The 19,832-nt window shown below is 72.9% G+C and carries 22 protein-coding genes; 11 read left to right on the top strand and 11 right to left on the bottom strand.

What is annotated here, in order from left to right; translation table 11 throughout:
• Positions 1–44: 44 nt before the first annotated feature.
• Positions 45–872, bottom strand: coding sequence for a serine protease (locus tag DEJ50_RS25185; RefSeq protein WP_150210383.1), 828 nt, complete (start codon positions 870–872; stop codon positions 45–47).
• Positions 873–982: 110 nt separating this feature from the next.
• Between DEJ50_RS25185 and DEJ50_RS25180 the strand changes: the two genes are divergently transcribed.
• On the top strand, positions 983–1,900 hold the full coding sequence (locus DEJ50_RS25180; protein ID WP_150210382.1) for a hypothetical protein: 918 nt from the start codon (positions 983–985) through the stop codon (positions 1,898–1,900).
• Positions 1,901–2,054: 154 nt separating this feature from the next.
• Here the strand turns inward: DEJ50_RS25180 and DEJ50_RS25175 are convergent, their stop codons facing one another.
• Positions 2,055–3,017 (bottom strand): SDR family oxidoreductase, encoded by a 963-nt coding sequence (locus DEJ50_RS25175; protein ID WP_150212350.1) that lies wholly within the window; start codon positions 3,015–3,017, stop codon positions 2,055–2,057.
• Between the two features lie 19 nt (positions 3,018–3,036).
• Positions 3,037–3,801, bottom strand: a complete 765-nt coding sequence (locus tag DEJ50_RS25170) for an SDR family oxidoreductase (RefSeq protein ID WP_150210381.1) — start codon at positions 3,799–3,801, stop codon at positions 3,037–3,039.
• A 56-nt stretch (positions 3,802–3,857) separates the two neighbouring features.
• Here DEJ50_RS25170 and DEJ50_RS25165 point away from each other — a divergent pair, with 56 nt between their 5' ends.
• From DEJ50_RS25165 to DEJ50_RS25145, 5 genes are read left to right on the top strand one after another with little or no spacing between them, the layout of a single operon-like run.
• Positions 3,858–4,607, top strand: coding sequence for an enoyl-CoA hydratase family protein (locus DEJ50_RS25165; RefSeq protein WP_150210380.1), 750 nt, complete (start codon positions 3,858–3,860; stop codon positions 4,605–4,607).
• Positions 4,604–5,455, top strand: a complete 852-nt coding sequence (locus DEJ50_RS25160) for a CoA transferase subunit A (RefSeq protein WP_150210379.1) — start codon at positions 4,604–4,606, stop codon at positions 5,453–5,455. Before DEJ50_RS25165 ends, DEJ50_RS25160 begins: the two co-directional genes overlap by 4 nt.
• Positions 5,452–6,183 (top strand): CoA-transferase subunit beta, encoded by a 732-nt coding sequence (locus DEJ50_RS25155; protein ID WP_150210378.1) that lies wholly within the window; start codon positions 5,452–5,454, stop codon positions 6,181–6,183. The genes DEJ50_RS25160 and DEJ50_RS25155 overlap by 4 nt, the downstream gene beginning before the upstream one ends.
• Positions 6,183–7,241, top strand: a complete 1,059-nt coding sequence (locus DEJ50_RS25150; protein ID WP_150210377.1) for an NAD(P)H-dependent flavin oxidoreductase — start codon at positions 6,183–6,185, stop codon at positions 7,239–7,241. Before DEJ50_RS25155 ends, DEJ50_RS25150 begins: the two co-directional genes overlap by 1 nt.
• Positions 7,242–7,269: 28 nt before the next feature.
• Positions 7,270–8,208 carry a tyrosine-protein phosphatase gene (locus tag DEJ50_RS25145; RefSeq protein ID WP_150210376.1) on the top strand — a complete coding sequence of 313 codons (939 nt, stop codon included), beginning with the start codon at positions 7,270–7,272 and terminating at the stop codon, positions 8,206–8,208.
• 71 nt (positions 8,209–8,279) lie between these two features.
• Here DEJ50_RS25145 and DEJ50_RS25140 read toward each other — a convergent pair whose 3' ends face one another.
• The 7 genes from DEJ50_RS25140 to DEJ50_RS25110 all read right to left on the bottom strand — a co-directional run bounded on the left by DEJ50_RS25140 (position 8,280) and on the right by DEJ50_RS25110 (position 15,277).
• Positions 8,280–9,230, bottom strand: a complete 951-nt coding sequence (locus tag DEJ50_RS25140; RefSeq protein ID WP_150210375.1) for an MASE1 domain-containing protein — start codon at positions 9,228–9,230, stop codon at positions 8,280–8,282.
• Between the two features lie 47 nt (positions 9,231–9,277).
• Positions 9,278–10,108 carry a PP2C family protein-serine/threonine phosphatase gene (locus tag DEJ50_RS25135; RefSeq protein WP_150210374.1) on the bottom strand — a complete coding sequence of 277 codons (831 nt, stop codon included), beginning with the start codon at positions 10,106–10,108 and terminating at the stop codon, positions 9,278–9,280.
• A 201-nt stretch (positions 10,109–10,309) separates the two neighbouring features.
• Positions 10,310–12,031 carry a DEAD/DEAH box helicase gene (locus DEJ50_RS25130; protein ID WP_150210373.1) on the bottom strand — a complete coding sequence of 574 codons (1,722 nt, stop codon included), beginning with the start codon at positions 12,029–12,031 and terminating at the stop codon, positions 10,310–10,312.
• Between the two features lie 104 nt (positions 12,032–12,135).
• Positions 12,136–12,339 carry a cold-shock protein gene (locus tag DEJ50_RS25125; protein WP_150210372.1) on the bottom strand — a complete coding sequence of 68 codons (204 nt, stop codon included), beginning with the start codon at positions 12,337–12,339 and terminating at the stop codon, positions 12,136–12,138.
• A gap of 185 nt (positions 12,340–12,524) precedes the next feature.
• Complete coding sequence (locus DEJ50_RS25120; RefSeq protein WP_150210371.1) at positions 12,525–13,682, bottom strand: acetyl-CoA C-acetyltransferase; 1,158 nt, start codon at positions 13,680–13,682, stop codon at positions 12,525–12,527.
• A gap of 20 nt (positions 13,683–13,702) precedes the next feature.
• Positions 13,703–14,317 (bottom strand): TetR/AcrR family transcriptional regulator, encoded by a 615-nt coding sequence (locus tag DEJ50_RS25115; protein ID WP_150210370.1) that lies wholly within the window; start codon positions 14,315–14,317, stop codon positions 13,703–13,705.
• 177 nt (positions 14,318–14,494) lie between these two features.
• Positions 14,495–15,277 (bottom strand): SDR family oxidoreductase, encoded by a 783-nt coding sequence (locus DEJ50_RS25110; protein ID WP_150210369.1) that lies wholly within the window; start codon positions 15,275–15,277, stop codon positions 14,495–14,497.
• Positions 15,278–15,375: 98 nt separating this feature from the next.
• On the opposite strand from DEJ50_RS25110, the gene DEJ50_RS25105 reads away from it, so the two are divergent.
• The 4 genes from DEJ50_RS25105 (at position 15,376) to DEJ50_RS25090 (ending at position 18,937) form a co-directional block, all read left to right on the top strand.
• Complete coding sequence (locus DEJ50_RS25105) at positions 15,376–16,521, top strand: acyl-CoA dehydrogenase family protein (protein WP_150210368.1); 1,146 nt, start codon at positions 15,376–15,378, stop codon at positions 16,519–16,521.
• On the top strand, positions 16,521–17,498 hold the full coding sequence (locus DEJ50_RS25100) for an acyl-CoA dehydrogenase family protein (RefSeq protein WP_150210367.1): 978 nt from the start codon (positions 16,521–16,523) through the stop codon (positions 17,496–17,498). The genes DEJ50_RS25105 and DEJ50_RS25100 overlap by 1 nt, the downstream gene beginning before the upstream one ends.
• Positions 17,499–17,565: 67 nt before the next feature.
• The gene (locus DEJ50_RS25095; protein WP_150210366.1) at positions 17,566–18,321 is read left to right on the top strand and encodes a class I SAM-dependent methyltransferase; all 756 of its coding nucleotides are present in this window, start codon (positions 17,566–17,568) and stop codon (positions 18,319–18,321) included.
• A gap of 49 nt (positions 18,322–18,370) precedes the next feature.
• Positions 18,371–18,937 (top strand): DinB family protein, encoded by a 567-nt coding sequence (locus tag DEJ50_RS25090; RefSeq protein ID WP_223837904.1) that lies wholly within the window; start codon positions 18,371–18,373, stop codon positions 18,935–18,937.
• Between the two features lie 28 nt (positions 18,938–18,965).
• Here DEJ50_RS25090 and DEJ50_RS25085 read toward each other — a convergent pair whose 3' ends face one another.
• A complete protein-coding gene (locus tag DEJ50_RS25085) occupies positions 18,966–19,334 on the bottom strand; it encodes a hypothetical protein (protein ID WP_150210365.1) in 369 nt (122 codons plus the stop codon).
• Positions 19,335–19,679: 345 nt separating this feature from the next.
• Between DEJ50_RS25085 and DEJ50_RS35280 the strand changes: the two genes are divergently transcribed.
• Entirely contained in the window at positions 19,680–19,805 is a 126-nt protein-coding gene (locus DEJ50_RS35280; RefSeq protein WP_263399214.1) for a hypothetical protein, read from the top strand.
• Positions 19,806–19,832 lie beyond the last annotated feature (27 nt).

Below are 19,832 nucleotides of genomic sequence, written 5' to 3'. Positions count from 1 at the left end.
CCAGGCCGGGGCCCGCGCCGGGGCCGGGGCCGGGGCCGGGGCCCTTAGAGCGTGGCCGCGGCGTTCTTGATGGCGGTGGCGAAGGTGGACACCTCGGTGTAGACGCCCGGGTAGTCGGGGCGGGCGCAGCCGATGCCCCAGCTGACGATGCCGACCTGGATCCAGGCGCCGGCGTTGTCGCGGCGGAACATGGGGCCGCCGGAGTCGCCCTGGCAGGTGTCGACGCCGCCCTGGTCGAGCAGGCCGGCGCAGATCTCCTCGCCGGGGATGATGTCGCCGCTGTAGGCGGCCTGGCAGTCGGCGTCGGAGACGAAGGGCACGGTGGCCTTCATCAGGTAGCGCTGCTGGCCGCCGCCTTCGCGGGTGGCTCCCCAGCCGGCGACGGTGAAGGTGCCGTTGTTGTACTGGGTGGTCTCGGCGATCTTGAGGGTGGGCAGGTTGATCGGCTTGGCGAGTTTGATGAGGGCCCAGTCCTTGCCGGAGCCGTTGTAGCCGGGGGCGCGGAGCACCTTGGTGGACTTGACCTTGATGGCGCTGGCGCTGTTGAGATCAACGACGCCGGCGGTGGCGGTGATGGAGGTGTTGTTTCCGCTGGCGCCGACGCAGTGGGCGGCGGTGAGGACGATCTGCTGGGTGTAGAGGGCGCCGCCGCAGCCCATGGAGAGGCGGACCATGAAGGGGAACTCGCCCTGGGCGGCGCGGGTGCCGCCGACGACCGGGGCGGTGCCGGCGCTGGCGGTGCCGGGCTGGAGGCTGACGGCGGCGAGCGCTATGGCGCCGGCGGCGAGGGAACGCTTGAGGAAGCGGGTGTAGGACACGGTGAACACGCTGCCTTTCGTGGGGGGTTGGGCTGTGCGGTCCGTGCGCGTCATCGGGTGAATGACGTTTCTGACGGGTCCATGTCACATCAGCGGGCGGTGCGCCAACAAGACGGTGTTTTCGGCCAATCTCCGGCAAGGTTTGCGGTGGGGAGGGCGGCCTGATGCAGAACCGCAGGCGGAACAGCCCCGTAGAGCACGGGTTTCCGCATCTGGCCACCGTCCGGGCGGCCCTCACCGCCCTGCACCGCCGGCTGCCCCGGGACGGCATCCAGGCCTACGCGGCCGGACTCGCCCCCGCCGACGCCGCCTTCACCGACTCCGACGACCTGTACCTGGGCGCCCAGCGGGTGGCCGCCGCGGTCGTCCGCCAGCTGCGGCTGCCCGATGCCCGGATGGTCATCGCCTACCGGGCCATGGAGGAGGCCGCCGCCGTCGAACTCGCCGCCGGCCCGGAGTACTTCATCGAGGTCAACGACCGGTTCCGGACCCACCGGCGGGACCTCGCCGCCGCCCTCGCGCACGAGGTCACCCATGTGCTGCTGCACCGGCTCGGCCTGCGGTTCCCGGGCACCGGCGCCGACGGCACCCCGGCCGACGAGATCCTCACCGACACCGCCGCCGCCTATCTGGGGGCCGGCTGGCTGCTGCTCGACGCCTACCGGGAGGACGCCCTCGGCCACCAGAAGCTCGGCTACCTCACCCCGGAGGAGTTCGGGTACGTCCTCGCCAAGCGGGCCGCGTTCTTCGGGCCCGCCGCCGACCCGGCCGTACTGTTCACCAGCCCGCAGGCGTACGAGGCGTACGTCCGCGGAGCCGGCCTCGCGCGCCGGGACCGGCAGCGGCCCCCGCTGGCCGCGGCCGGGCCGGTGGCGCGCCGGCGCTACGCCCGGGCCCGGCGGGCCGCGGCCGGGGCGGCGGCATCCCCGGCCGGGGCCCCGTACCGCTTCGAGGGCGCCGGGGCGGAGCTGCGGGTCAGCTTCCCCTGCCCGGTGTGCGAGCAGCGGGTCCGGGTCCCGGTCCGCGGGCGGCTCCGGGCCCGCTGCGCGCTCTGCGGCACCGTCCTGGACTGCGACACCTGAACGGCGTGGCCGCCCCAACATGATGGGCCGGCTGCGGTTCAGCGGATGGCCGAAGTGGGTAGTAAACCCGCGTCGCACCACAACGCTTCGGACCCGACCCCTCGCCAGGGGGCCGGGCCCGAGTCGTTTCCCTCCCCGCCCCGGGCCGGGCCGCTCAGCGCGCCCCGTACACCGGCAGCGGAGGCTCGGCGTCCGCGAGGAGCTTCAGGGTGGCCTCGCCCGCCTCCGCCGGGGTCCAGCGGGAGCCGCGGTCCGCCGTCGGGCCCCGGTGCCAGCCCTGCATCACCGTGATCCGGCCGCCCTCGGTCTCGAAGACCCGCCCGGTGACCCCGGCCGAGGCCGTGGAGCCCAGCCAGACGACCAGGGGGGAGACGTTCTCCGGGGCCATGGCGTCGAAGGTGCCGGCCGCCGGGGCCGCCATCGTCTCCGCGAAAGTCCGCTCGGTCATCCGGGTGCGGGCGGCCGGGGCGATCGCGTTGACCTGGACCCCGTACCGGCCCATCTCGGCGGCGGCCACCAGGGTCAGCCCCACGATGCCCGCCTTGGCCGCGCTGTAGTTGCCCTGACCGACCGAGCCCAGCAGCCCCGCCCCCGAGGAGGTGTTGACCACCCGGGCCGCCGCCCCGCGCCCCGCCTTCGCCTCGGACCGCCACCAGGCCGCCGCCTCCCTCAGCGGCAGGAAGTGCCCCTTGAGGTGGACCCGCATCACCGCGTCCCAGTCGTCCTCGTCCAGGTTGACGAGCATCCGGTCGCGCAGGAACCCCGCATTGTTGACCAGGGTGTCCAGCCGGCCGTACGTGTCGACCGCGCAGGCGATCAGGGAGGCCGCGCCCGCGCCGGTGGCGATGTCCCCGCCGTGCGCCACGGCCGAGCCGCCCGCCGCGCGGATCTCCGCCACCACCTCCTCGGCCGGGCCCCCGGAGGAGCCGCCGCCGTCCGGGCCGACCCCCAGGTCGTTGACCACGACCTTGGCGCCCTCGGCCGCGAAGGCCAGCGCATGGGCCCGGCCCAGTCCCCGGCCGGCGCCGGTCACGATCGCGACCCGGCCCGCACACATGCCCGTCTCCGCCGTCTCCGCCGGCTTCGCCTTCTCCGCCTTCTCCGCCTTCTCCGTCATCTCCGTCGCCTCCGCCATCTCAGCTCTCCTTGTTGACCGTTGCCGCATCCAGAAACGCGGGGCGCTCCCCGCCCCCGTGCACCAGCAGGCTCGCCCCGCTCACGTATCCCGCCCGGTCCGAGGCCAGGAACACCGCCGCCGCCCCCACCTCGGCCGGCTCGGCCAGCCGGCCCAGCGGGACGGTGGCCCCGACCGCGGCGATCCCGGTCTCGTCCCCGTAGTGGAGGTGGGCGAGTTCGGTCCGCACCATGCCGAGGACCAGCGTGTTCACCCGTACCTCGGGGGCCCATTCGACGGCCATCGAGCGGGCCAGGTTCTCCAGACCCGCCTTGGCCGCCCCGTATGCCGCCGTGCCCGGCGAGGGGCGGGTGCCGCTGACGCTGCCGACCATCAGCACCGAGCCGCGGGCCGCCCGCAGATACGGGAACGCCGCCAGCGAGGCGGTCATCGGTGCGAGCAGGTTGAGTTCCAGCACCCGCGCATGGCGTTCCGCCTCCCCCGCGGCCAGCAGCCGGTACGGGGTCCCGCCCGCGTTGTTGACCAGGCAGTCGAGCCGCCCGAAGTCCGCGGCGACCGCGTCGGTGAACTCCCGCACGGCGGCCCCGTTCCGCAGGTCGACCTCCCGGTAGACGGCCTTCCGGCCCGCCGCGGACACCGGTTCCTCCGGCGGTCTGCGGGCGCAGAGGACGACCTCCGCGCCGGCTTCGAGGAACGACCGGGCGATCCCGGCGCCGACCCCCCGGGTGCCGCCGGTGACGACGACAACCCTCCCGTCGAGCTCCATGGGCTGCTACCTTCCTCACCTAACAAATGTTTGGTGGAAAGGTAGCTGATCCGCTTATGGGTGTCTCCACCTCAAGCCCCGACAAGGGCATCGCACTGGTCACCGTCGACTTCCCGCCCGTCAACGCCCTTCCGGTACAGGGCTGGTACGAGCTCGCCGACGCCCTGCGCGCCGCCGGCCGCGACCCCGGGAACCGGTGCGTGGTCCTGGCTGCCGAAGGCCGCGGCTTCAACGCCGGCGTCGACATCAAGGAGATGCAGCGCGACACCGGGCACGGCTCCCTGATCGGCGCCAACCGGGGCTGCTACGAGGCCTTCGCCGCGGTGTACGAGTGCGAGGTGCCCGTGGTGGCGGCCGTCAACGGGTTCTGCCTGGGCGGCGGGATCGGCCTGGCCGGCAACGCGGACGCGATCGTCGCCGCCGAGGACGCCGTCTTCGGGCTGCCGGAGCTGGACCGCGGCGCCCTCGGCGCGGCCACCCATCTGGCCCGGCTGGTCCCCCAGCACCTGATGCGCGCCCTCTACTACACCTCGCGCACCGCGACCGCCGCCGAACTGCACGCCCACGGCTCGGTCTGGAAGGTGGTCCCGGCCGACGGGCTGCGGGCGGCAGCCCTGGAGCTGGCCCGGGAGATCGCGCGCAAGGACGGCTACCTGATCCGGCTGGCCAAGGCGGCCATCAACGGCATCGACCCCGTCGACGTGCGCCGCAGCTACCGCTTCGAGCAGGGCTTCACCTTCGAGGCCAACCTCAGCGGGGTGGCCGACCGGGTCCGGGACACCTTCGGGAAGGAACCGCGTTCATGACCGACAAGAGCATGACGTGCGAGGACGTGATCGGGCAGCTGCACAGCGGGATGACCCTCGGCATCGGCGGCTGGGGGTCGCGCCGCAAGCCGATGGCCCTGGTTCGAGCACTGCTCCGATCCGAGATCACCGATCTCACCGTGATCTCGTACGGCGGCCCGGACATCGGCCTGCTCGCCGCCGCCGGCCGCATCCGCAAGCTGGTCGCCCCCTTCGTCACCCTCGACTCCATCCCCCTGGAACCCCATTTCCGGGCCGCCCGCGAACAGGGTGCCCTCGAACTCACCGAGCTCGACGAGGCCATGTTCATGTGGGGCCTGCACGCCGCCGCCAACCGGCTGCCCTTCCTCCCCGTCCGGGCCGGCCTCGGCTCCGACGTGATGCGGGTCAACCCGGAGCTGCGCACCGTCACCTCCCCCTACGCCGACGGCGAGGAGTTCGTCGCCGTCCCGGCCCTCCGCATGGACGCCGCCCTGGTCCACCTGGGCCGCGCCGACCGCCTCGGCAACGCCCGGTACTTGGGCCCCGACCCCTACTTCGACGACCTGTTCTGCGAGGCCGCCGACACCGCGTACGTCTCCTGCGAGCAGCTGGTGGAGACCGCCGAACTCGCCAAGGCCGGCCCCCCGCAGACCCTCTTGGTCAGCCGTCACAGCGTGACCGGGGTGGTGGAGGCTCCCAACGGCGCCCACTTCACCTCCTGCGCCCCCGACTACGAACGCGACGAGGCCTTCCAGAGGCTGTACGCCACCACCCCCTGGCCCGAGTTCGCCGCCCGCTTCCTGTCCGGCGCGAGCGAGCACGACTACCAGTCCGCCGTCCGCGCCTGGCACGAGGAGCAGCAGTGACCACCCGCGCCGAATACTGTGTGATCGCCTGCGCCGAGGCCTGGCGCGACAACGGGGAGGTGCTCGCCAGCCCGATGGGCCTCGTTCCGGCCTTCGGCGCCCGGCTCGCCAAGCGCACCTTCTCCCCCGACCTGCTGCTGACCGACGGCGAGGCCATGTTGGTCGGCCTGGACGGCACCGTCGAGGGCTGGCTGCCCTACCGGCGCCATCTGACGATGGTCACCGGCGGCCGGCGGCACGTGATGATGGGCGCCAGCCAGATCGACCGGTACGGCAACCAGAACATCTCCTGCATCGGCGACTGGCAGCGGCCGTCCCGCCAGCTCCTCGGGGTGCGCGGGGCACCCGTCAACACCCTCAACAACCCGGTCAGTTACTGGGTGCCCAAGCACTCCGCCCGGGTGTTCGTCGAGCGCGTGGACATGGTCAGCGGGGTCGGGTACGACCGGGCCGCCGCGGCCGGCCCCTCCGCCGCCCGCTACCACCGGCTGCCCCGGGTGGTGTCCGATCTCGGCGTGTTCGACTTCGCCACCCCCGACCACCGGATGCGGCTGGCCTCCCTGCACCCCGGCGTCACCGTCGAACAGGTCCGGGAGGCCACCGGTTTCGAGCTGGTGATCGCGGCGGAGGTCCCGTACACCCGCGAGCCCACCGCCGAGGAGCTGCGGCTGATCCGCGAGGTGATCGACCCCAGGGGCCTGCGGGACCGCGAAGTCCGGACCGCCTGATGGAGACGGCACTCACCAAGCTCGTCGGGGTGCGGTACCCGATCGTGCAGACCGGAATGGGCTGGGTCGCCGGCCCCCGTATGGTGTCGGCGGCGGCGAACGCCGGGGCGCTGGGCATCCTGGCCTCGGCCACCATGACCCTGGAGCAGCTGCGGTCGGCGGTGCGCGAGGTCAAGTCCCGTACGGAGCAGCCCTTCGGGGTCAATCTGCGGGCCGATGCCGGGGACGCGGCCGAGCGGGCCCGGCTGATCGTCGACGAGGGCGTACGGGTGGCCTCCTTCGCCCTGGCGCCGTCCCGGGAGCTGATCGCCCGGCTCAAGGACGCGGGCGTGGTGGTGATCCCGTCCATCGGGGCCCGCCGGCACGCCGAGAAGGTGGCGGGCTGGGGCGCCGACGCGGTGATCGTGCAGGGCGGCGAGGGCGGCGGGCACACCGGGGACGTGGCCACCACCGTGCTGCTCCCCCAGGTGGTGGACGCCGTGGACATCCCGGTGGTCGCCGCGGGCGGCTTCCACGACGGCCGGGGCCTGGTCGCCGCCCTCGCCTACGGCGCGGCCGGAGTCGCCATGGGCACCCGGTTCCTGCTGACCTCCGACTCCACCGTCCCGGACCCGGTCAAGGCCCGGTACCTGGCAGCCGGGGTGAAGGACGTCACCGTCACCACGGCGGTGGACGGGCTGCCGCACCGGATGCTCCGTACCCCGCTGGTCGATTCCCTGGAGCGGGCGGGCCGCGCCGGGGCGCTGGCCCGGGCGGTCCGGCATGCGGCCGGGTTCCGGAAGCTCTCCGGCCTGTCCTGGGCGCAGCTGGTCCGGGACGGGCTGGCGATGAAACACGGCAAGGACCTGTCCTGGAGCCAGGTGCTGCTCGCCGCCAATACCCCCATGCTCCTCAAGGCGTCCATGGTCGAGGGCCGTACGGACCTCGGTGTCATGGCATCCGGCCAGGTCGCGGGCGTGATCGAGGATCTCCCGTCGTGTGCGGAGCTCGTGGACCGCGTGATGGCCGAGGCACATGCAGTACTGCACTCGCTCCGCACCCTGCCTCCACCAGGGTGATCCCCCTTCTCCGCAAGGAGTCGTCAAGATGAGCCGTGCCCGAATCCGCCTGGCGACCGCGGTGATGCTCTCCGCGCTCGCCATCGGGACCCTTCCCGCCACTGCGCAGGCCGGTCAGGCGCCTGCCGGTCCGGCCGCCGCCGCCACGGCCGGGCAGCACCGCCCGCAGGCTGAAACGATTCGCCAGATCCCCCTCCAGGGCGCGGTCAACGTCCGCGACCTGGGCGGCTACCGCACCTACACGGGCGGGCAGGTCCGCCAGGGGCTGGTCTACCGCTCCGATGCACTGAGCAAGCTGACCGATGCGGACCTCACCACGATCGCCGGTCTGCGCCTCACCAAGGTCGTGGACTTCCGGATCCCCATGGAGCTCCAGTACGACGGCGCCGACCGGCTGCCGCCCGGACTCACCGCCACCGCACGGCCGGTCAGCGACCTCGGCCTGTACGGGACCCTGGTCGGCGCGATCTCCAGCGGCGACCCGGTGAAGCAGGAGCAGATGCTCGGCGGCGGGCGCGCCGAGGCGTACATGCGCGACATCTACCGCACCTTCGTGACCAGCCCCGAGAACCGGGCGCAGTTCGCGGCGACGCTGCGGGAGACGGCAGACGGCCGGCAGGGCCCGATGCTGTACCACTGCACGTCCGGAAAGGACCGGACGGGCTGGCTGAGCTACGTGCTGCTGCGGGCCCTCGGCGTCCCGCAGAGTTCGGCCGAGCGCGACTACCTGGCGTCGAACACCTTCCGCGGGGCCTACGACGCCAAGGTCCGGGCCGGGCTGAAGCAGTCGGGCCGGATGCAGAACCCCGATCTGCTGATTCCGCTGCAGGAGGTCCGGCAGGACTACCTGGATGCGGCGACCGCGCAGCTGGAGGCGGAGTACGGGAGCTTCTACGGGTATCTGACGCAGGGGCTCGGGCTGAGCCTGCGGGACCTGGTGAAGCTCCAGGACAAGCTGGTGCGCTGACCCCGGCACCCGGCTGCGAGCAGGGTGCGCCCGGGGTGTGACCGGGCGCACCCCCGGGGGCCGGCCGGCCGTCAGTCGGCCGGCTTCCCGGGGCTCAGCCGCTGCACCACCTCCGCCAGGTCCTCGCACACCTGCTCGATCTTCAGACGGATGCCGTTCTGCTCGGTGACGAGCGCGGCGAGCAGCAGTCCGGTCAGGGCCGCCGCCCCGTTGAGGGCCTGGAGGTTGACCATGATCGCCAGGAGTGTCTGGCCGGCGAACGGCCCGTCCCGGTCGGTGGCCGCCGCGATGGCCAGGACCGACACCAGCAGGGTGCAGGGCGCACTCCCGGCGAGCTGGAACCGTACGGCCGCCCAGATCAGCAGCGGGAAGACGAGGAACAGCAGGGAGAGGGAGGTCCGGGTGGCGAACAGGGTGACGGGGACGGCGATGACCGCCAGCACCGCCGCCTCGGCCATCCGGTAGGGGTCCCGGGGCATCCGGGCGCGGCGCAGGACGAGCAGCAGCGGGGTCACCACCAGCACGCCCATCGCGTCCCCGGCCCACCAGGCCGACCACACCGGCCAGAACTCGGAGAGCGGCAGGTCGCCGGTGAGCACCAGGGTGGCGGTCCCGACGGTCGAACTGATCAGTATCGGCAGCAGACCGCCCAGGAACACCAGGGCCACCCCGTCCCGCAGCCGGTCGATCTCGGTACGGAAGCCGGCCTCGCGCAGCAACAGGTACCCGGCCACCGGAGCGAGGGTGTTGCCGGCCAGGATCGGGGCGTCGGCGAGGTCGAAGCTGCTGATCCGCTCGATGGCCAGGTAGGTGCCCAGCGGGATCCCCGGCCAGACCCGGAGCCCCATCCAGAGCAGACAGGCCAGGGCGACTCCGGTGGGCGGCCACAGGGGCGTGACCATGGCGCCGTCGACGACCACCTGGTGGTGCAGGCCCAGCCGCCCGGTCCCGTAGTAGGCCACGGCGAGGGCCACGATCCCGAGGAGGGTCGGGAGCACGCGGCGCCATTCCTGGGTGGGCATCCCAGCATCAGACAACAGCCCGCGCGCCCGGCGGAGCGCGACACGCGCTACCGGAACGGCGGGCCCGGAGCGTCGTGGCGGAGGACGAGCACCGCGGCGTCGTCCGCGTGGCCGGTGGAATCGGCCACCTTCATCACCTCGGCGGCCAGCTCGTCCGGATCGGCGCCGGCCGCCTCCCGGACCAGCCGGACCACCCGTTGCAGACCCACCTCGATCGGGAAGGCGGGCCCTTCGACCACCCCGTCGGTGACCAGGACCACCGCTCCCGCCGTGGTCAGCCGGCGCCGGGTCACCGGGTATCCCGACCCGGGCAGCATGCCCAGGGGCAGCCCGCCCTCGTCCTCGGAGATGCCGTACCGGCCGTCGACCGTGGCCCAGACCGTGGGCACGTGACCGGCCCGCGCGCTCTCGATCTCCCAGGTCTCCGGATGGAAGCGGAGCAGGCTGCAGGTCGCGAAGAGCCGGGATTCCATCGAGAGCAGCACGTCATTGGCGGTGCGCAGGACCTCGCCCGGATCGGTGACGATGGCGGCCACGGCGCGCAGGCCGATCCGGACCTGCCCCATGAAGGCGGCTGCCTCCACATCGTGTCCCTGGACGTCGCCGATGGAGAAGGCGAGCCCGCCCTCCGGGAGCCAGAACCCGTCGTACCAGTCCCCGCCGATGTCCAGGCCGTCCCGGGCGGGCGCGTACCGGGCCGCGGTGCGCAGCCCCGGCACCACCGGCAGGGCCGAGGGCAGCATCTCGCGCTGGAGGGCCTCGGCCAGTTCCAGCCGGGCGTGGTGCAGCTCCGCGCCCTCCCGCGCCTGGGCGGTGAGCCGCCCGAGCGTGCTGAGGAGTTCGGCGCTGGCGGCGCCCGGGGCACGGCGCCGGGTCACGGACCGCTCCGAGCCATATCCATGTGCCTCTGCTTCCGCGTGCCTCTGCTTCCGCCGGCGGGTTGGGTGTGTGTGGGGCCCGCGCCCATCATATTTCCGGTCCGCCGAGTGTGCGCAGGTACGTGTGCGGGTACGCGAACGGCCGCCGCCCCGGGCGGGGGCGGCGGCCGTCGGGTACGTGGCGGGGCCGGGCGGGAGCGGTCAGGCGCCCGGGCTGCGGCGGGCGGGGCGGCCGGAGCCGATCCGGCTGCGCGCGGAGGCGCCGGCCGCGCCACCGGAGGCGCTGCCGCCCTGGGTGCCGCCGGTGCGGCGGGCCCGGTCCGCGCCGCCCTGGCCGGAACCACTGCGGCGGCCCTGGCCGGAGGCCGACCGGCTGCCGCCCTGGCCCGAGCCGGACCGGCTGCCGCCCTGGCCGGAGCCCTGCTCGGCGCCGGAGCGGCGTGCCTGGCCGGAGCCGGTGGCGGAGCCCGAGCCGGCGGCGGCCTGGCCCGTGCCGCGGCGGCGGGAGGGCCGGCTGGCGCCGGCCTTCGGCTGCTTCGGCGGGGTCGGCTGCGGGACGTCCAGGACCACCGGAACGCCGGAGGGCTCCCGGGCCCCGGTCAGACGGGTGAGCTCCTCGTCCGAGGACTTGATCGCGGCCGTCCGCGGGCGGATTCCCGCGTCCGACATCAGCCGGGTCATCTCGCGCTTCTGCTCCGGCAGGACCAGGGTGACCACGCTGCCCGACTCGCCCGCCCGGGCGGTCCGGCCGCCCCGGTGCAGGTAGTCCTTGTGGTCGGTGGGCGGGTCCACGTTCACGACCAGGTCCAGGTCGTCGATGTGGATGCCGCGGGCCGCGACATTGGTGGCGACCAGCGCGGTGACCTCGCCCGTCTTGAACCAGTCCAGGGTGCGGTTGCGCTGCGGCTGCGACCGGCCGCCGTGCAGGCCGGACGCCCGTACACCGCTGGCCAGGAGCTTCTTGACCATGCGGTCCACCGCCCGCTTGGTGTCCAGGAAGAGGATCACCCGGCCGTCGCGCGCGGCTATCTTCGTCGCGACGGCCTTCTTGTCGGTCTCGTCCAGCACGTACAGGACGTGGTGCTCCATGGTGGTCACCGCGCCCGCCGACGGGTCGACCGAGTGCGTGACCGGGTCGGTCAGGAACATCTTGACGAGCTTGTCGATGTTCTTGTCCAGGGTCGCGGAGAACAGCAGCCGCTGGCCGCCCTCCTCCACCTGCTTCAGGAGCTTGGTGACCTGCGGCAGGAAGCCCATGTCGGTCATCTGGTCGGCCTCGTCCAGGACCGTGATCGAGACCCGCTCCAGCGTGACGTCGCCGCGGTCGATCAGGTCGGCCAGCCGGCCGGGCGTGGCCACCAGCACCTCGGCGCCGCGCTTGAGGGCGCTCGCCTGCCGGTTCAGCGACATACCGCCGACCACGGTGGTGATCCGCAGCCGCAGGCCGTTGGCGTAGGGGGTCAGAGCGTCCGTGACCTGCTGCGCGAGCTCGCGGGTCGGGACCAGCACCAGGGCCAGCGGGGCCTTGGGCTCGGCCCGGCGGCCGGCCGTACGGGCCAGCAGGGCGAGGCCGAAGGCCAGGGTCTTGCCGGAGCCGGTGCGTCCGCGGCCGAGCAGGTCACGGCCGGCCAGGGAGTTCGGGAGGGTGGCGGCCTGGATCGGGAACGGGGCGGTGACGCCCTGCTCGGCGAGGGTCTTCAGGAGCGCCTCGGGCATGTCGAGGTCCTCGAACGCGGCCACGGGCGGCAGCCCGGGCGTCAGCGTCTCGGGCATCGTGAACTCCTGCGGCCGGGCGGGCTGCGCGGCGGCGCCCTTGGCGCCCTTCGACCGGCCCGCGCCGGCCTTCGGACGTCCCTGGTCAGCGCCGCGGCCCCGGACGGGACGTCGGCCGGAACGTGCGGAGCTGGAGCTGGAGCTGGTCATGCGGGGACGCCCTTCTGAAACCGGCAGGTGGAACAGTCAGTCAAGACAGCAGACAAGCCGGGGTCCGCATCATGGCGATGCGGACCCCGGCCCTGCGACGGGTGTCAGGCAGGCAGGATGTTCTCGGCCTGCGGGCCCTTCTGGCCCTGCGTGACGTCGAAGGTCACCTTCTGGCCCTCCTGGAGCTCACGGAAGCCCTGGGTGGCGATGTTCGAGTAGTGGGCGAACACGTCCGGGCCGCCACCCTCCTGCTCGATGAAGCCGAAGCCCTTTTCCGAGTTGAACCACTTCACGGTGCCGTTGGCCATAGCAATCTCCTGATTAATAGGTGAGGGCCCCATCCGGAGATGCCGGAAAACAAAATGCGCCTGCAGGATCATTCCCGTCAGGCGCACATACGTTCATGGGTACCACAACTGCAATGCACCCAAGCTAGCACACCTCGGTCGGAACACGTGGCACCCGCAGCGTGACACTCGGCATCGCGGCGTCCCTAGAGGCGCTCGATGATCGTGACGTTGGCCTGGCCACCGCCCTCGCACATGGTCTGGAGGCCGTACCGGCCGCCGGTGCGTTCCAGCTCGTGCAGCAGCGTGGTCATCAGCTTCACCCCGGTCGCGCCCAGCGGATGGCCCAGGGCGATGGCGCCGCCGTTCACGTTCACCTTCTCCGGGTCCGCGCCCGTCTCCTTCAGCCAGGCCAGCACCACCGGGGCGAAGGCCTCGTTGATCTCGACCAGGTCGATGTCCCCGATGGTCATGCCGGTCTTCTTCAGCGCGTACGCCGTCGCCGGTATCGGTGCCGACAGCATGCGGATCGGGTCCTCGCCGCGCACCGACAGGTGGTGGATGCGGGCCCGCGGGGTCAGGCCGTGTTCGCGGACCGCCCGCTCCGAGGCCAGCAGCATGGCCGCGGCGCCGTCCGAGACCTGGGAGGAGACCGCCGCCGTGATGGTGCCGCCCTCCACCACCGGCGCCAGGGCCGCCATCTTCTCCAGGGTGGTGTCCCGGCGCGGCCCCTCGTCCACCCGCACCTCGCCCCACGGCACCGTCTCGCGGTCGAAGCGGCCCTCGTCGATGGCCCGGACCGCCCGCCGGTGGGAGCGGAGGGCGAACTCCTCCATGTCGGTGCGCGAGATCCCCCACTTCCCGGCGATCAGCTGCGCCCCGTGGAACTGGTTGACCGGGGCGTCCCCGTACCGGGCCCGCCAGCCCTCCGAGCCCAGGTAGGGGCCTTCCGTGAGGCCCAGCGGCTCGGCGGCCTGCCGCGAGGCGAAGGCGATCGGAATCATCGTCATGTTCTGGGTGCCGCCCGCGACCACCAGGTCCTGGGTGCCGGACAGGACTCCCTGGGCCGCGAAGTGGACCGCCTGCTGCGAGGAGCCGCACTGCCGGTCGACGGTGACCCCCGGCACCTCCTCCGGCAGTCCCGCCGCCAGCCATGCCGTCCGCGCGATGTCGCCGGCCTGCGGGCCCACCGTGTCGAGGCAGCCGAACACCACGTCCTCGACGGCGGCCGGGTCCACACCCGAGCGTTCGACCAGCGCCTTCAGGACGTGCGCGCCGAGGTCCGCCGGGTGGACCCCGGCCAGACCCCCCTTGCGCCGGCCGACGGGGGTGCGGACCGCTTCGACGATGTAGGCCTCGGGCATGACGACTGCTCCTTCGCGGGTTACGTACGGACGGCGATCCCGTCCAGCACCATCGACAGGTACTGGCGGGCGATCTCCTCGGGGCTGTGCTGTCCGCCCGGCCGGTACCAGGAGGCCGCGACCCACACCGTGTCGCGCACGAAGCGGTAGGTGAGGCGGATGTCCAGGTCGGCCCGGAAGACCTTGGCGGCGACCCCGCGCTCCAGCGTTCCCAGCCATGCCTTCTCGAACTTCACCTGGGAGTCCGAGAGGTAGTGGAAGCGGGGCTGCGAGGACAGGGTGCGGGATTCCTTCTGGTAGATCGCAACGGCGGCGCGGTGCCGGTCGATCTCCCGGAAGGACTCGGTGACGAGGGCCTCGATGGTCTCCCTGGGGCCGAGCCCCGCGGCGAGCACCGCGTCGTAGCCCTCCCACAGTTCGTTCAGGAAGGCGGAGAGGATCTCGTCCAGCATCGATTCCTTGGAATCGAAGTGGTAGTAGAGACTGCCGGCCAGCATGCCGGCCGCGTCGGCGATCTTGCGGACGGTGGTGGCGTTGTAGCCCTGCGCGGCGAACACCTCGGCGGCGGTGTCGAGGAGTTCCCGCCGCCGCTCGGGCGAGGCGGTCACCTGGGGCTTCTTCTTGTTCGTTGGCACCCGGCCATTGTGCTAGTGCTGTGGCCGGGAGCTTTTGCCGGTGGGCCCGCGGCGTCCGGTGCGGTGCATCGCAAGGCGGAGGGCCACGGCTCGTACTGGACGTACTTGCGTGGCCCGACAACGCGGCGAGGTGCCGTGCCGGGCGCCGCGGGCCGGTGAACGTTTCCGGTCACAGCACTAGGCGTGCTGGCTGCTGACGGAGACGGTCTCGCCGGTCATATAGGAGGAGTAGCCGCTGGCGAGGAAGACGATCACGTTGGCGACCTCCCAGGGTTCCGCGTACCGGCCGAAGGCCTCACGGGCCGTCAGTTGCTCCAGCAGTTCCGCGCTGGTGACCTTCACCAGGTGCGGGTGCATCGCCAGGCTGGGTGCGACCGCGTTCACGCGGACCCCGAACTCGGCGGCTTCCAGGGCCGCGCAGCGGGTGAGGGCCATCACCCCGGCCTTGGCGGCGGCGTAGTGCGCCTGGCCGGTCTGGGCCCGCCAGCCGATGACCGAGGCGTTGTTGACGATGACCCCGCCGGAGCCGGTCCGCCGGAAGGAGCGCAGGGCGGCCCGGGTGCAGCGGAAGGTGCCGTTCAGGGTGACGTCGAGGACCTTGGACCACTGCTCGTCGGTCATGTCGGCGAGGGCGGCGGTGCCGCCGAGCCCGGCGTTGTTGACCACGATGTCGAGGGCTCCGTGGGTCTGTTCGGCCAGCGCGAACAGCGCCTGGACCTGCTGCTCGTCGGTCACGTCGCACGGCAGTGAGGTGACCTGGCCGGCGCCGAACTCGGCGGCGAGGGCCTCCTCGGTCTCCTTCAGCCGGCGGGCGTGCGCATCGCCGATGACGATCCGGGCGCCCTCCTCCAGGAAGCGGCGGGCGGTGGCGCCGCCGATGCCGGCACCGGCCGCGGCGGTGATGACGGCCGACCGGTCGCGCAGCAGGCCGTGCCCGGGGACGTAGTCCGGCTCGTTCACGCCCGTACCTCCTCGGGAAGGCCGAGGAACTCCTCGACGCTGCTCATGGCGGTACGTTAACCTACCAAACACTTGTTAGGGAAGGAGGCGAGGACCCGATGGACCTGACCCACACGCCGGCGGCCGAGGCCCTGCGGGCGGAGGCCCGGGACTGGCTGCATGCGCACGTCCCGGCCGCCCCGCTGCCCTCGCTGGAGACGGCGGAGGGCTTTGCGGCGCACCGGGAGTGGGAGGCGGAGCTGTACGCCGGCCGCTGGTCGGTGGTGTCCTGGCCGGCCGAGTACGGCGGCCGGGGCGCCGACATCTTCGGCTGGCTGCTGTTCGAGGAGGAGTACTACGCGGCCGGGGCCCCCGGCCGGGTCTCCCAGAACGGCATCAACCTGCTGGCCCCGACCCTCTTCGACCACGGCACCCCGGAGCAGCGGGCCCGGGTGCTGCCGTCCATGGCAAGCGGCGAGGTCGTCTGGGCCCAGGCGTGGTCGGAACCGGAGGCCGGCTCCGACCTCGCCTCCCTGACCTCGAAGGCGGTACGGACCGAGGGCGGCTGGCTGCTGTCCGGGCAGAAGACCTGGTCGTCCCGGGCCGCCTTCGCCGACCGCGCCTTCGGGATCTTCCGCACCGACCCCGGGGCGGCCCGGCCGCACCAGGGGCTCACCTACCTGATGTTCGACCTGCGGGCGCCCGGGGTGGCGGTCCGGCCCATCGGCCGCCTCGACGGCAAGCCGGCCTTCGCCGAGCTCTTCCTCGACGAGGTGTTCGTCCCGGACGAGGACGTGATCGGGGAACCGGGCCAGGGCTGGCGGATCGCCATGTCCACCACCGGCAACGAACGCGGACTGACCCTGCGCTCCCCCGGCCGGTTCCTGGCGGCGGCGGAACGGCTGGCCGCGCTCTGGCGGTCCACGGCCGACCCCGCCGACACCGCACTGCGCGACCGGGTGGCCGACGCGGTGGCCGGGGCCCGCGCGTACGAGCTGTTCACCTGGGCCAACGCCGCCCGGTTCGCAGCGGGCGAGGTGATCGGTGCGGAGTCCAGCCTGAACAAGGTGTTCTGGTCGGAGTACGACATCGCGCTCCACGAGACCGCCCTGGACCTGCTCGGCCCGGAGGCCGAGCGGGCGGACGGGGAGTGGGCCGAGCCGTGGCTCTTCTCCCTGGCCGGGCCGATCTACGCGGGGACCAACGAGATCCAGCGCGACATCATCGCCGAGCGGCTGCTCGGCCTTCCGAAGGGCCGCCGCTGATGCGCTTCCTGCCGACCGGGGAACAGCTGGAGTTCGCCCGTACGCTGCACCGGCTGCTCGGTGCCGCCGATCTGCCGGCGGCGGTCCGCCGCTGGGGGGCCGGCGACCCGGCGCCGGGGCTGGAGGTGTGGCGGAAGCTGGCCGGCACCGGGCTGTTCGCGCTGCCGGTGCCCGAGCAGTACGAGGGCCTCGGGCCGCTTCCGGTGGAACTGGCCCTGGCCTTCGTGGAACTGGGCCGGGCCGGGATGCCGGGGCCGGTGGTGGAGACCGCGGCGGCGGCCGTGCTGATCTCGGAGCTCGGCGACGACACGCTGGCCGGGCGGTTCCTGCCGGCGCTGGCGGCGGGCGAGGCGGTGGCCACGCTGGTCCTGCCGGGCGGCGGCCCGTACGCACTGGACGCGGAGGCGGCCGGGGCCGGGTACCGGTTCGCGGTCGAGGGGGACGAACTCCGGCTGGCGCCGGGCCCCGGGCCGGCCCTGCCGTCGACGGACCCGGCCCGGCGACTGTCGGTCCTGCCGGCCGGGGGCGAAGTGCTGGCCGCCGGGCCGCGGGTGCGGGCCGCGGCCGGGACCGCGCTGTGCTGGGCCAGGCTGCTGACCGCCGCGCAGTGCCTGGGCGTCGGGGAGGCGCTGCTGGCGCGTACGGTCGACTACGTGAAGCAGCGCACCCAGTTCGGGGCGCCGGTCGGCGGCTTCCAGGCGGTGAAGCACCGGCTGGCGGACACCCTGCTGGGCCTGGAGTTCGCCAGGCCGCTGGTCTGGGCGGGGGCGGTGCGGCTGGACCGGCGGGATGTGGCGGCGGCGAAGCTGGCGGCGGGCGGGGCGGCGTACCGGGCGGCGGCGACGGCACTGCAGCTGCACGGCGCGGTGGGCTACACGGAGGAACTGGACCTGTCCCTCTGGCTCCGCAAGTCCCGCCCCCTCCGCGATGCGTGGGGCACCCCGTCGGCCTGCCGGGCGGACCTGCTGCTGCCCTGAGGCATGTCCGGTGGTTCAGGTTTCGGCCCACTACTCCGGCTGCACCGCCGAAGGCAGGATGGTGGGTATGACAAGGCCCTCCAGCGAGATCCGCGCCCGGTCCTTCAGCCGGGCCGCCGCCCGCTACGGCACCTACCGGCCCCCTTACCCGGCCCCCCTGTTCGACACCCTGGAGCAGGTCTCCGGGCGCGCCCTGCGCGACGCCCGGGTCGCCGACGTCGGCGCCGGCACCGGCATCGCCACCGCCCAGTTGCGGGACCGCGGGGCCCGGGTGGTGGGGGTCGAGCCCGGTGAGGGCATGGCGGTGGAGTTCCGGCGGCGGCTGCCCGGCGTACCGGTGGTGCGGGGGGACGGCAACCGGCTGCCGCTGCGGGACGGTTCGCTGGACTTCCTGACGTACGCGCAGTCCTTCCACTGGACCGACCCGGCCCGGTCCGTCCCGGAGGCCGCCCGGGTGCTCCGCCCCGGCGGCGCGCTCGCGCTGTTCTGGAACGAGCCGGACGTGTCGGTGCCATGGATCGCCGAGCAGAACGCCCGGCTGACGGCCCGGTTCGGCGAGGGCTGGTACATCGCCGACCACACCGTGCCCGACACAGATCTCGGCCTCGGCTTCAGCGACCACACCCTCACCTGGTCCCGACGTATCCCGATCGGCACCCACCTGGCCAAACTCTCCACCCACTCGCTGTTCCTGACCGTGGGCCCCGAGGGCGAGGAGTTCCTCGCGGCGGAACGGGCGCTGCTGGCCGCCCGGTTCCCCTCCGGTGAGGTCGAGGAGCAGTACTCCGTGGCCTTGCGGATCGCCGTCCGCCGCCCGGACTGAGGCCGGTTATTCGGTGGCGGGTGGCGGGGAAGCGCACGACCATGCGCGCATGGATACAGAGGAACAGACGGCGAACCGGTGGACGCAGGCGACCGTCCACACCGACATGTGGGTCGACGCGGACGAGGACCCGCGGGAGAGCGGACCGGAGACCGTCGACGAACGCAGCACCCTGCTCGACAGCCTGCGGCACTTCCGCCTCACGCTGGAGATGAAGTGCGCCGGCCTGGACGCCGACCAGCTGGCCCGGCGCGCCGTACCGCCGTCCACGATGTCCCTGCTCGGGCTGGTGCGGCACATGGCCGAGGACGAGCGGCACTTCCGCCGGCTGGCCGGCCAGGACTCTCCCAGGATCTACCGCACCGCCGAGGACCGCGACGGCGACTGGAACGGCGCGACCGCCGACCCGGAGGTGGTGGCGGACGCGTGGCGGCAGTGGCGGGCCGAGCGGGAGCTGACCGACCGGTTCATCGCCGGCTTCGCCGACCTCGGCGCCAGACCCGCCGGGGACGTGCAGATCCGCGACATCGTGGTCATGCAGATCACGGAGTACGCACGCCACTGCGGCCATGCCGACCTGCTGCGCGAGCGGGTCGACGGCCGCGTGGGCCAGTAAGCCGCGGCAACCGCCACGGCAGCGGCCGTCAGCGGAACTCGTGGACCAGCTCGATGCGGCCGACGATATGCGCGTTGAACTCGTCCAGCTCCTCCGCGGGTACCCACAGCTCGAGGATCGTCTGCCCGCCGGCCTGCTGCACCGGGTAGCGGGAGACAAAGGCGGAGTCCACCTCGAAGCGGGTCACGAAGCCCGCGCCGCTGTGCTTGACGTTCCAGTCGCGGGCGATACGGATCGCGTAGTCCTCGTTGAGGACCGGGTAGAAGATCGGCTGCTCCGGGAGCCGGGGCGGCCAGGCCCGCCAGTCGAGGGCGCGGACCAGGTCCAGCTCGGCCGGGCCGGTGGGACGCCAGAGGGTCGTGGTGGCCTTGGTGGCCTTGGTGGCCTTGATGTTCATGGGGCACGAGCCTAGGCGGCGGCCGGGCGGCCGGGCCAGGCGTTTTGCGGGGGCGCCGCCGGGGCGGTTGCGGGGAGCTTGTTCCGGACACCCGCATGCGCCCCCGCACACGGATCCGGCCAGCCGGGCGTCGCCGGAATGCGGACGCCGTATTTCATCCGATGTTGAACCAGGTCAGCCCGGTGGGCAAAAGTTTCATTTTGCACCACCGGGCAACCGCCAGGCCTCGTTCCGGCCAAGTTGAATTGCGCCCTTTACCACCGCGAAGCGGCATCAATAGACTCACTACCGCTCACATGCGATAGGCGTCCGCTTATCGGTTCTCTCTTCCTTATCGGAGGAATTATGGGCGAGTCCGTGAACGAACAGACCATCATCGAGGACATCGAGTCCCTCGACAGCCTGGAAGTCCTCGAGGCCGAGGACCTGGACGAGGGCGTGGCCTTCCACGCCTTCCGCTTCAAGAACTGACCCGATCACCGCCGGCCCCGGTGCGGT

It is taken from the genome of Streptomyces venezuelae (assembly GCF_008642295.1).
In the GTDB taxonomy this organism is placed as follows: Bacteria; Actinomycetota; Actinomycetes; order Streptomycetales; family Streptomycetaceae; genus Streptomyces; species Streptomyces venezuelae_C.
This window is presented reverse-complemented; position numbering and strand designations above follow the sequence as displayed.